Source organism: Longicatena sp. 210702-DFI.1.196, assembly GCF_020563125.1.
GTDB lineage: Bacteria > Bacillota_I > Bacilli_A > Erysipelotrichales > Erysipelotrichaceae > Longicatena > Longicatena caecimuris.
The window spans coordinates 33,507-45,858 of the sequence record NZ_JAJCPX010000026.1; the positions used below are offsets into that span (position 1 = coordinate 33,507).

Here is a 12,352-nt window from a genome sequence, read left to right on the forward strand (position 1 = left end):
TATGGAAGAAGTAGCAATTATCGGGGCTGGTGCCGTAGGCGCATCCTATGGCAGCGTATTTATGAAAAATGGGGTACATAGGTTTTCCTTTGTGGCAAACGGCAAACGTGCGGAGCGCTTGAAAAAAGAAGGTATACGCGTTAATAATGAGGTATTACATCCACATATTGCGACCAAGGAAGATCATGGAAAAATTAAATTATTGATGGTTTTAGTTAAAAACTATTCTTTGCATGCGGCAATTAAAGATATTAAAACTGTTATTGATGAGGATACCATTATCTTATCCTTGTTAAATGGCGTTACGGCAGTAGATGCTTTACAAGAGGCATTTCCAAACAATAAGGTTTTATATGGTATCGTCATGCGTACGGATGCAAATCGTACCGATGATAATATCACATTTAAAACGTTGGGCGAGATTCAGTTTGGAGAAGAAGAAAATATCCATTTTTCTGAAGATGTAAAAACAGTTATCAATATTTTAGAAGCAAACCATATCAATTATCATGTATATGAAGATATGAAACGGATGTTGTGGAGAAAATGGATGGTTAATATCGGAGCCAACCAGATTTCTTTGTTAACCTCAGCAAAATTCAAATATTTTGGCGAGTTTAAAGAAATTCAAATCGCTTTAGATCGTGCCATGCAAGAAATTGTTGATATTGCAAAGAAAAAAGAAATTCATCTAACAACTAAGGATAAAGAAGATATGATTACGACGCTGATTAACTATCCACCAGAAAAGAAAACATCTATGTTACAAGATTTAGAAGCTGGCAGAAAAACAGAAATTGATTATTTTGGTGGAACCGTTATTAAATTAGGAGAAGAGTGTGGAGTGCCTACACCAGTAAATGAAATCTTGTATTATATCATAAAAGCACGTGAACAAGTTAACTTAGCAGAACATGCAGTAGAAAGAGCCTGATATACAATGAAGAAACAAAAGAAATTATTAGTGCTTGGTGGTACGATGTCAACACTCGATGTGGTGAAGACGGCAAAACACATGGGCATTGAGGTTACTGTTGCCGATTATTTAGAAGATGGCATTGCGAAAAAGGAAGCTGATCACGCGGTTATCATCAGTACGACAGATTATCCGGCTTTGATCAACTACATTCAGGAGCATGATATCGATGGTGTATTTACCGGCGCCAGTGAATTTAATATCAAGAATATGATAGAGCTTTGTGAAAAGGCGGGACTGCCTGTATATGCAAGCAAAGAGCAATGGGATATTTGTTCAAATAAAAAGCGTTTTAAAAAGCTTTGCGAACAGTATGAGGTGCCTACCGTGCCGGCTTATTCTTTTGATTCCCAAACACAAAGCATAGATTATGCGAGCATTCATTATCCGGTTATCGTTAAGCCTGTAGATAGTTATAGCGGACATGGAATCTCAATCTGTCAAAATGCATTGGAGCTAAAAGCAGGTATTGAATATGCACTTGAGAATTCAATCAGTAAGCAACTCATCATTGAAAAATATATGCGTGGTAAAAATGTTGAAGCTTATTATATTGTGCAAAATGGAAAAGTAAAATTAATGTCATTATCTGATCGTATTACACGCAATGATCAGGATGGCTCTCCAGTACCTGTGGCTTTCCATCATCCATCTAAGTATATACAGAAATACATCACCAAAGTGAATGACAAGGTATGTGCTATGTTTGAAAACTTTGGTCTAAAACAGGGTGTATTTTTTATGGAAGCATTCTATGATGAAGATAATTTCTATTTTTATGAAATGGGTTATCGATTAAATGCAACCATGGAATATAAATTTGTAGAACATTTTGAACATTATAATCCGCTAGAATTTATGATTCAATATGCGGTAGAAGGAATATTTGGCAATAAGAGCGTGACAGATACAAGAGCTTCGATCTTTCAAGGTGCAGCTTGTGAACTATCACCGCTATTGAAAAAAGGAACAATCAGCAAAATCGAAGGTCTTGAGGAAATTAAGCAGGATGCATCCATTCTTTATGTGCACCAGCTGCATTTTGAACAAGATCGAATTGATTCCACAGGGACGTTGGATCAAAATTTTGCGCGTATCCATGTAGTGGCAGCAAATAGTGATCTTTTATATGATAAAATTAAATGGATCTTAAAAACACTTCGTGTATATGACGAACATGGCGAACAGATGATTTTGCCTTATCGCAAAGAGGAGGTAACAAGGTGATGAATGATTTAAAAGGGAAACGTTTATTAGTTTTGGCTGGTGTGAATCCAATTGCCGCCGATGTAGTACAATTCGCGAAAAGAATGGGAGTTTATACGATTGTTACAGGAAATCTTGATGTAACTTTAACTCCGGCAAAACGTTTTGCAGATCAGATTGAAACCGTAAGTACTGCTGATTTAGATGCATTGGAAGCATTAGCAAAAGAAGTAAAAGCCGATGGTATTATGACCGGATCTAGTGAGTTTTCTATCGAAATGACCATGGCTTTATGCAAACGGTTAAATAAACCTTTCTATTGTACAAAGGAACAATGGGATATCTGTTCTAATAAGAATAATTTCAAGGAATTATGTAGGACGCATCATGTACCAGTCGTTCATGAATTCCATGTAGAGGAAACAGATGAAGGAATAGATTGCAGTTCACTGATTTATCCGGTTATTGTTAAACCTGTAGATGGAAGTGGCGGTGGAGGCATTTCTGTTTGTAATGATGAAGAAGCCTTTTTAGCTGCTTATGAAAGAGCAAAATCATATTCACCAACAGGCAGTGTTATTATTGAAACCTATGTAATCAGTGATGAAATTGGCATTAGCTATGCTATTCAAAATGGAAAGGTTTACTTAACGGCGATGCATGATCGCTACTTGCGTGAAAGCGATGGTAATTTTATGAAACTGCCATTAGCTTATATTTATCCATCAAAACATTTGCAATTTTATCAGGAAACGCAAAATCAGAAAGTAGTGGAAATGTTTGAATCTATCGGATTACAGAACGGTACATTATTTATTCAAGGGTTTGCGACAGAAAATGAATGTCCTTTTTATGAAATGGGCTATCGTTTCAATGGTGCGAAGCAATACAACTTGTTAAAAGAAGAAAACGGCTTTAGTACCATGGATATGATGATTCATCATGCGTTAACGGGAGAGATGAATGAACCAGATCTTGCGAAAGTAGCAAAGCCTGATTTTGATCATGTATATTGTACATTGTCCTTATTGGGTAGACCTGGGCATGTGGAAAAGGTCATCGGTGTAGAAGAATTACGGAAGCTGCCAGAAATTGTGGATGTGTCTCCATGGTATTACGGTGGTGAAGATATTACGGAAAAACTTATGGGTACACAACGTCAGATATTATGTCGTGTAACTTTGAAAACAGAAGACCGTGTAACTATGGCGAAAGCTATTGACACTGTTTATGAGATATTTGAAGTCTTGGATGATAAAGGCGAAAGCATGCTGTTAGATGGTTTTGACAGTAAGCTGTTATTAGATTAGAAAGGTTGATTAGATGAAAATTACAGTATCAATCCCATGTTATCGCTCTGCCAAAACATTGCCCTATGTGGTAGAACAAATCAAGAAAACAGTAGCACAGCGACCATCCTATTCTTATCAGATTATTTTGGTTAATGACTGTTCTCCGGATAACACTTTTGATGTTATCCGTTCCTTATGTCAAGAAGATGAGAATATAGTTGGGGTAAACTTATCCCGTAATTGGGGGCAAGCAACAGCTCGTATGGCAAGCATTCCATATATTGAAGGAGATTGTACGGTTTTCATGGATGATGATGGCCAGCATCCTATAGATCATTTATTTGATCTTGTTGATAAGATTGAAGAAGGCTATGATCTGGTAAGTGCAGATTTTTCACAGAAACAGACAAAGTTTATGAATCGTTTTACAAGCGCAATCTCTGCCAAAGTATATACCGCAATGGGAAAACGTCCAAAAGGTGCTGTATCTTCAGCTTATTTTGCAATCAATAAGATGTGTACAGATAGTTTGAAAAAATATCAGAGTCCGTTTCCTTCCATTTTCGGCTATATTTATCAAATCGCCGGAAGAATCACCAGCATAAAGTTGGAACACAAAAAAAGATTGGAAGGGACATCCGGGTATAACTTTAAGAAGCGTTTTAAAGTTTGGCTAAACGGTATGGTTAATTTCTCGATTGTACCTTTGCAACTGTCTTCTATGATGGGATTACTGTTTTCGGCTATTGGTTTTATTATAGGAATTATCTTAGTCATAAGGAAATTATTAAATCCTTCGATTCTTGTTGGATACACTTCTTTGATTACAGTAATATTGATTATCGGTGGATTGTTAATGATCATGATCGGATTGATGGGGGAATACATCGGCCGCATGTATCTGACATTAAGTAATCAGCCGCAATATGAAGTACGCGAAACCTTAAATGTGGAAAAGAAATAACAGATACGGAGGAGTTTTATGAAAGAAAAAAAGATAACGATCGGGCAAATCTTGATTTTACAGATAGCGATATTTTTCTATTCACTTTCAGGTGTTTTTAATAAAATGGCAGCACTTGAAAGTTTTATGTCATTTGAATTTATATTATATTTTGGTATATCTTTAGCTATTCTGGGTATTTATGCAATTGTTTGGCAGATGATATTAAAACATGTATCTTTATCTACTGCATATAGCAATCGTCCAGTATCCATGATTTGGGGAATTATCATGGGAAGTCTTATTTTCCATGAACAAATCACACTTCCTATGATCATAGGATCTGCCATCATTATGGTTGGCGTTTATACGGTGGTGACTTCTAATGGCTGAGTTCTGGTATTATGTCATCATGGTGGTTGGCATCTTAATTGCCACTTTCTCCCAATTGATCTTGAAAAAAGCAGCAATGCGTCATTATAAATCTTGGATTTATGAATATTTAAATGTATTGACAATTATTGGCTATGGTATGATGTTCCTTTCTACTGTTTGTTCCTTAATTGCTCATAAAGTAGTTCCGGTATCTATGGCACCGGTCTGGAATTCCTGTAGTTTTATTTTAGTGGCGCTTGTAAGCAGAATTTTCTTGCATGAAATTCCTTCTAGAAAGAAACTAATCGGTTTAGGCATCATGGTCGTAGGGATCATCGTATTCTCATTATAAGGTAGGTCCGTTATGGAGAAAATAAAAGAAATTATAAATTCGCGAAAAGGGAAATGGTTACTCGCCTTTGGCTTAACCTTTCTTTGTTATGCCATCGTCCTTTTAACAGCGGATGTATCTTATGCGACAAATGACGACTCACGCATTATGTATGCTTTGGCAGGATATGCTTCAGGGGAAGCGTATCCACAACAAGCCTTTATCAATTATTTTCTAGGTGTACCGATCGGGGTATTATATAAGCTGTTACCATCTTTGCCGTGGTATACGATTTATCATATTTTCGCGATGTATCTATCGGAAAGTGTGATGTTTTTATGTTTTTATAAACTGGCGAAGGATAAGAAGGTGTCGATTGCATTTCCAATCTGTGCGCAGATCATTAGTTTACTTTTCATTTTTATGGTTCCGCTAGTTTCCATTCAATTTACGGTGACATCGACCATTTTGGGAACATCAGCAGTGGTTGTTATGGCATCAATGAAACATTCTGATAAACGCAGTACCAAGATATGCATATATGCATATTGCTTTATCGCATTATTGCTCAGCTTTATGACGCGTACTCTTTCCTGGTATAGCATCATGTGTTTCTTTGCACTATCTTGTGTTTATCAGATTGCTACATGTTATCTGTATTGTCCGGATTTAACGAAAAAGAAGAAACATTTACATACGTTAAAAATTTGTACATTTGTAATCGCGTTAGTGATTAGTTGCTTTGGTGTTCGTTTTGTAAGCTTGTATATTAAAAATAAAAGCGAGATTACACAGGCATATAATACGTATAATGACTATAGAGTTAAGTATATGGATTACGGGCAACATCCACCTTATAAGGGACATGAAAAGCTATATAATGCTGTCCAATGGGATAATAGCACGTATCGTGCAACGCTTTGTTTATTGTATATGGATGAAAATATAAATGCTTCCTCTTTAAAAACGATAACAGAGGCGTATCAGGCAAATAAGCATTCAGCACTCAGTAAAACGGTAACGAATATACGAGAGCTTTTATATGATTATAGCTTTGTACAATATTCCTTACTCAGTATATTTTTAATTTTCGTGATTTTGAATTTAATGGTTGCAAAAAAAGAGAAACAATGGTTTCATATACTTGTAAGCATATGTTGCTGCGGCGGGTTTGCCGTATTACTGCTTTATCTTGGATTTAAAGGCAGGTTGCCATTAAGAAGTTATCAGTCTTTACTGATTCCTTGTTTCATGTTTATGATGACGATGTTTCTGCGTTGGCTGGATGTATCCTATAAAAAGGTCTTTAAACCAATGCTTGCTATAACTCTTGTAGTAAGTGTAGGCGGTATTTATATGGTCTATATAGATAAAGATTATGCAGCTACACAAACAAATACGGAAGCCACTTCTGAACAGTTTCAGAATTTCGAACAATACGCAATACAGAATCCTGAGCATTTTTATGTTTATGATTTCTCTGCCGGAACGGTAAATCGTAATCCATTCGTTGTTTATCCTAATGAAAAACCAATTAATACGATGGTCGCCGGCGGTTCCTATACATTCTCAGAATTGTATTATCAACAATTGGAAAAGAATGGCTTGACATCCTTGTATTGGGAAGATCTTTTGAAAAAAAATATCTATTTCACATCGGCAAATCCGACTTATGTTGAAGTAGCACAAATGAATATTGAACGGGTTACAAAACATAAGGTGAAAGTGAAAGAGATTAAGCGATTTGGTGAAAACACCAAAGGCATAACAGTTTATAAATTTTCAGCAGCGGAAACTTCAAAAAAGAAGGATTCACATAAATAGTAGATGCAAAGAGAGGTGTAACCTTTCTCATCAATAAAACAGAAAGGAGTGAAGAATTGATATTGAGCATATAGAACATTGAAAGGAGAAATAGTATGAAGAGTAAAATGAAGCAGTTTATGGTATTAGTATGTGCATTCGTTTTATCAGTCTCGACCTTGATTCCAACAACATTCATGACAGTACATGCAGCATCTGCTACACCGGTTTTAACAGCTAAAGCAGATCGTGATAATGGTATCTTATTGAAATGGACAGCAAGCAATCGTGTGAGTGATCCAACGGATGCAGAATACATGATTATGAGAAAACGCGATGATGGCTATTATGACGGTTTGGTAAAAAGAGATCCTAAATATGGGTTGTTTTTCCTTGATGCAACAAATTTGACGATTGGAAAAGAATACACATATAAGATCAGAGAAAGCGTTAATGGCAAAGAAGTCGATTCAAATGAAGTTACAGTGAAAGCAGTAGCTAGTAATCCTGCAGCGAATGAATTTACAAATAAGGCAAAGGCGGCAGACTATCTCAAAGAACAGATGGTCAAGCGAAATAAAAAGATTTCCCTTATTTATAACGCTGGGACATTCCCTTCAGGCTTAGGAAACGAATTATATGAGATGGCTAGGACAGATGATGAAAAAGCAGATCCTGCTACAGCTGCTCAAGGGGATTATTTACGATATACGATTAAACCAAATACGATTCGTATAACGACTGGAATCGATGGTAAAGTAGGCAGCTTGAATTCTTATACATTTACATTTGAACTTGATTATTATACAAGTAAACAGGAAGAGGAAGCGGTAGATGCAAAGGTTTCACAAATACTAGCATCATTTGCCAATAATGGTATTACACAGGCTTCATCAGACTATGATAAAGCAAAAGCTGTTTATGATTATTTAGCAACCAATTTGCATTATAACAATAACCCTCGACCTGACAATGGAAATCTGATGATTACTGCTTATGATTCTTTGGTACGCAAAGAAGCACAATGTTATGGACAGACTTTAGGAGCATATCGTTTATTAAAAGAATTAGGTTTAGTAACTAGACGTGTGAATGGTGATCTCTATTTAGAAGATAAGAAAGACACCATAGCGCACGGATGGAATCTTGTTCTTATGGATGGCAAGTGGTATAACTTTGATGCCACAGGTGCAGCAACCTATTATGAAGAAACCAATGATATGACTTATAAGAAATTATTAAAACCTTATGACACATTTGTTTCACAAGGATATACTTTGAACGCTGAATATGCACTTACTTCTGCTTTTGGTAAAGCACATCCATATGGTACAACGGTTTATCAAGATGAACCAGACGCACCAAACAATTTAACGCTTGTAAATTTAGGTGAGGGAAAAATCCAAGCTAGCTTTACAAGTGTTAAGGGAGCAGATGGTTATGCATTGTATCGTTCAACATCAGCTACTGGCACTTTTAGCAAGGTGGCTGAAGGAAATGCTACGACATTAATCGATGAAACAGCACAACCAGGTGTAGAGTATCATTATAAAGTGAAAGCTTATGCTATGGTTAGCGGTGACAGACTTTATTCAAGCTATTCACCAAGAAGAATCATTACCAGTAAGAGCATTGGAACACCGGTTTTAAGTGCTCTTACAGCTACTTCTAATACAGTGAAAGTAAGTTGGGATGCAGTAGCTGGTGCAGAATACTATCAGGTATATCGTGCGGATTCTGTCAATGGCACTTATAGTTTGGTGAATCGTAAAAATTATACAACAACGACGATTAGTGATGCTGCTGTATCTGCAGGCAAGACATATTACTATAAAGTACGCGCGTTTAAAGATGGCGAATATAGTATGTTTAGCACAATAAGCAGCGTTACGACAAAACCAGCAACACCTACTGGTATTCAAACTAGTTCTGCTGGAGCAACTTCTGTAAACGTTCAATGGGCAAAGAGTGAAGGCGCAAAATACTATCAGGTATATCGTTCTACCAATGCTACAAAAGATTTTAGGTTATTAGGTGTTTATGATGAAAATACCTTCAGTATGAAGAGTAGGGCATTACTCACCAATCAGACATACTATTACAAAGTCAGAGCGTATACAGTTGTAAATAAAAAAGGTATATATTCACCGTTCTCTAATGTTGTAAAGGGAACGCCAAAACTTGCTGCTCCTACCAATGTAAAAGCAAGTCCAAATACTTCTACTACGTTAAAGATCAGTTGGAAATTAACAGATGGCGCAACATATTATCAGGTTTATCGCAGTACAAGTAAAACGGGGAAATATGCGTTGTTAGGTGTATATAACAGTACAACGACATCCTCCATTTCCAGATCTTTATTAACCGGCAATACGTATTATTATAAAGTACGTGCATATCGCTGGGTAAAAGGAGAACGTGTATTCTCACCATTTAGCAGTGTCATTACAGGAAAGCCAGTACTTTCAAAAACAAGTAAAGTAACAGCTAAGGCGACAAGTAGTACAACGGCTAAAATAACTTGGAATAAAATTGAAGGGGCAACCTACTATCAAGTATATCGTGGCACAAGTGCGAATGGGAAATATGCATTGTTGGCAACTTATGACAAAAACACAACTACTTGTACTAGTAAAAAATTAAAGAAGGGAAACACCTATTATTACAAAGTGCGTGCTTATAAATGGGTAAAAGGAACACGTGTGTTCTCACCATTCAGCACACCAGTAAAGGTGAAAATTTAGTTAGACGACGGATTAGGAGAAACATATGAAAAGAGTAAAAAGATTATTAGCAGGGATTGTTAGTCTATTATTAGCAGTTACCATCATTGGCAATGAAAATTTAATTGTTACACATGCGGCAACACTGCCTACATCAAATGTTTTTATCAGTGGCAGTACGGATAAAGGTTACAATGCAAAAGTAACTTATGATTTAAAAGTAAGTCAAGCTTCAAAAATGGTGTTGACATGTATGTCTTATGGCGATGTTAGCATGTCTTACTATTCTGCAGATTTATCTGAGCGATATGACACAGTATATGCTTATACTGATTCTGCTGCTTCACCTGTGACAAAAGTGATTACAGCTTATGTATCACCAGGTACTTATAAAGTTGTAATTGATAATGAGAGATCTGCTGCCAGCAGATATCAAATTAAAGCTTCTATATCTTCTTTAGGGGCAAATGATATAGAACCTAATGACTTTGATCACGCAATGACATTAAATAAAGGTGCTACGATTACTGGGGCATTAACTACTCAAGATAAAGAAGATTGGTATAAAATTACAACAACTTCTAAGTTTGTAAGATTAAGTATCTCAGCTTATGAAGATATGGATATCAATGTCTATAATCAAGATTTATCAGAAACATTGGATTATGATTATTTATATGGTAAACCTGCTTCACCTGATCAGCAAATTTTAGAATTCTGTGGTTCTAATGTATATTATGTAAAAGTAAGCTCTGGTTCATGGGATGACGGCGGCAAATATAAGCTGAGTTGGACCGCAGGAACAGTACCTACAGTAAAAAATGTTAAATTACAGAAATTGAGTTCTACAGAAATCAAGGTAACATGGGATCAAAATAATGCATTTGATTATTATCAGGTATATCGTGCGACTAGTGAAAAAGGGAAATATTCTCTGCTCGGTGTTTACAATAAATATTATGATACTAAGTATAGCACTGGTTTAAAAACAGGTACAAAATACTATTATAAAGTACGTGGCTATCGTGTAATTAATAAAAGACGTGTCATGGGAGCATTTAGTCCAGTGGTAAGTGCAACACCATCGTTAAAGGCACCTAAGAATTTAACAGTTTCACAGTCAGTAAGAAAGGCATTATCAATCACTTGGAATTATGATGGTGAAGCTTCTTATTATCAACTGTATCGTGCAAGCAGTTTAAATGGAAAATATGCTTTATTAGGTACGTATGACAAATATACTACTTATAAGCGCAGTACATCACTTACTTCTGGAAGACGTTATTATTACAAAGTTCGTTCTTACAAATGGGTAAGTGGAAAACGTGTATTCTCTCCATTTAGTGATATTCGCTCTGGAGTGGCAAAATAAGTAAGAAATAGAAAAAGTGAAAAGATCAAGAAGACAGTGAGTTTAAACACTCATTGTCTTTTTTGGGGTCATCTAAATAAACAAGTGGTTTTGAGAAAGAAACCGATAAACGAATAAGAGATTAAAGCTATTAAAAAAGCAGGTAGAACTGGGGTAATCAAATTTTTTAGGGGTTTTCGCCAGAAATTTAGGGGGCAACTTCAGGGGGATGAAGGAAACAAACAAAGAATTTAAGACCCCTAAAGTTAAAAAGAAAAGGAATCAGCAAAAACAGTGCTGATTCCTTTTTAGGTTATGCTCTATTTGTTTTTATCAATCTATTAATTGTTTTTTACTTTATAGTTCCACGTTTTTTTCCTCTGTAACTGTGTATTTCTTCCTGAGGCTTTGGCATATTTCTTATTGCGGGATGATTTCTTGTAGACCAGAGTATGCGGTTTCTAGTATAATCGAAATTAGAGAAGCCTCTAGAGTTTCTCTTATAGTCTTTCGGCTTCCGGTTGAATGATTCCATTGGCCCATTGGATAGACGTGCGTAATAACGGTCGCTGTCTGTGGCATTTCTCCGTGATACCTCTGTAACAGTAAATGAGCGGACAATTTCATTTTTGTATTTATCAAGGTATTCAGAAAATTTCCGTGGGATATAGCTTCTGGAAGCCTTAAATTCAGTTATCAATTTATTAAGTTCAGACATGACAGCATCTTCAGAATCAAAGGATGTTTTATTGAAACTGATATATTTCTCTTTCGCTTCAAGGATCATAGGAAATCTGGGATCAAGTTCAAGGAACATCTTCTCGATCATATATGTATCCGCATAGATACCGAGAGATCTGTGGTAATATCTCCTGTGTGAATGAATAATATCATCCTGATTCTTAAGGAGAACCCATCTATATTTTTTGAGCAATATAACTTCACGAGATTCCTTAATGGTTTTATTATCACGGTTGGTTTCAAAATTAGACTGATCAAGAGCTTCACGGTCTTTCTTTTTATAGCTTTTCATCACCAGATTGATATAGTCGTTAATCATACTGGTCAGGAACTTGATTACATGAAAGGAATCCAGAACAGATACAGCATTAGGAAAGAACTGCTGAGGATAATCCATATAGGACTTATAAGCGTCAGAGATAATAAACCTTACATTCTTTCTTTCATCGTAAGGAATTGAAAGGAAATAATCCTCTGCGGTTGACTGCCAGCGGTTATGAAGGATATCTATGATCTGCCCGGAAGCGAAATCCATAAGTACTAGGGCATATTTCTCATTTTCAGAGATATCAATATGAACTTCGTCAACAGAAAGAAATTCAGGAAGTTTC

General features: G+C 36.0%; 10 protein-coding genes. 9 read left to right on the plus strand and 1 reads right to left on the minus strand.

Annotated elements, in window-relative coordinates:
- Position 1: 1 nt before the first annotated feature.
- From LI241_RS11055 to LI241_RS11095, 9 genes are all read left to right on the plus strand, one after another.
- The gene (locus tag LI241_RS11055; RefSeq protein ID WP_227151285.1) at positions 2-934 is read left to right on the plus strand and encodes a ketopantoate reductase family protein; all 933 of its coding nucleotides are present in this window, start codon (positions 2-4) and stop codon (positions 932-934) included.
- Between the two features lie 6 nt (positions 935-940).
- Positions 941-2,203 (plus strand): ATP-grasp domain-containing protein, encoded by a 1,263-nt coding sequence (locus LI241_RS11060; RefSeq protein WP_227151286.1) that lies wholly within the window; start codon positions 941-943, stop codon positions 2,201-2,203.
- On the plus strand, positions 2,203-3,492 hold the full coding sequence (locus tag LI241_RS11065) for an ATP-grasp domain-containing protein (RefSeq protein ID WP_008687021.1): 1,290 nt from the start codon (positions 2,203-2,205) through the stop codon (positions 3,490-3,492). Before LI241_RS11060 ends, LI241_RS11065 begins: the two co-directional genes overlap by 1 nt.
- A gap of 13 nt (positions 3,493-3,505) precedes the next feature.
- Positions 3,506-4,438 (plus strand): glycosyltransferase, encoded by a 933-nt coding sequence (locus LI241_RS11070; protein WP_008687023.1) that lies wholly within the window; start codon positions 3,506-3,508, stop codon positions 4,436-4,438.
- Positions 4,439-4,456: 18 nt separating this feature from the next.
- Positions 4,457-4,810: a hypothetical protein gene (locus tag LI241_RS11075; RefSeq protein ID WP_008687025.1), complete on the plus strand. Its 354-nt coding sequence runs from the start codon at positions 4,457-4,459 to the stop codon at positions 4,808-4,810.
- Complete coding sequence (locus LI241_RS11080; protein WP_008687026.1) at positions 4,803-5,144, plus strand: EamA family transporter; 342 nt, start codon at positions 4,803-4,805, stop codon at positions 5,142-5,144. The genes LI241_RS11075 and LI241_RS11080 overlap by 8 nt, the downstream gene beginning before the upstream one ends.
- A gap of 12 nt (positions 5,145-5,156) precedes the next feature.
- Positions 5,157-6,947 carry a hypothetical protein gene (locus LI241_RS11085; protein ID WP_008979194.1) on the plus strand — a complete coding sequence of 597 codons (1,791 nt, stop codon included), beginning with the start codon at positions 5,157-5,159 and terminating at the stop codon, positions 6,945-6,947.
- Between the two features lie 95 nt (positions 6,948-7,042).
- On the plus strand, positions 7,043-9,670 hold the full coding sequence (locus tag LI241_RS11090; protein ID WP_020990848.1) for a transglutaminase domain-containing protein: 2,628 nt from the start codon (positions 7,043-7,045) through the stop codon (positions 9,668-9,670).
- A 25-nt stretch (positions 9,671-9,695) separates the two neighbouring features.
- Positions 9,696-11,021 (plus strand): fibronectin type III domain-containing protein, encoded by a 1,326-nt coding sequence (locus LI241_RS11095; protein ID WP_117548107.1) that lies wholly within the window; start codon positions 9,696-9,698, stop codon positions 11,019-11,021.
- Positions 11,022-11,352: 331 nt separating this feature from the next.
- Here LI241_RS11095 and LI241_RS11100 read toward each other — a convergent pair.
- The coding region (locus LI241_RS11100; RefSeq protein WP_226897117.1) for a transposase at positions 11,353-12,352 on the minus strand (1,000 nt) is incomplete at its 5' end.

Bases quoted from the DNA above. Each gene is read 5' to 3' on its own strand.
- LI241_RS11070 (WP_008687023.1), top strand. From the start codon at position 3,506: ATGAAAATTACAGTATCAATCCCATGTTATCGCTCTGCCAAAACATTG.
- LI241_RS11060 (WP_227151286.1), top strand. From the start codon at position 941: ATGAAGAAACAAAAGAAATTATTAGTGCTTGGTGGTACGATGTCAACA.
- LI241_RS11055 (WP_227151285.1), top strand. From the start codon at position 2: ATGGAAGAAGTAGCAATTATCGGGGCTGGTGCCGTAGGCGCATCCTAT.
- LI241_RS11080 (WP_008687026.1), top strand. From the start codon at position 4,803: ATGGCTGAGTTCTGGTATTATGTCATCATGGTGGTTGGCATCTTAATT.
- LI241_RS11090 (WP_020990848.1), top strand. From the start codon at position 7,043: ATGAAGAGTAAAATGAAGCAGTTTATGGTATTAGTATGTGCATTCGTT.
- LI241_RS11085 (WP_008979194.1), top strand. From the start codon at position 5,157: ATGGAGAAAATAAAAGAAATTATAAATTCGCGAAAAGGGAAATGGTTA.
- LI241_RS11065 (WP_008687021.1), top strand. From the start codon at position 2,203: ATGAATGATTTAAAAGGGAAACGTTTATTAGTTTTGGCTGGTGTGAAT.
- LI241_RS11075 (WP_008687025.1), top strand. From the start codon at position 4,457: ATGAAAGAAAAAAAGATAACGATCGGGCAAATCTTGATTTTACAGATA.
- LI241_RS11095 (WP_117548107.1), top strand. From the start codon at position 9,696: ATGAAAAGAGTAAAAAGATTATTAGCAGGGATTGTTAGTCTATTATTA.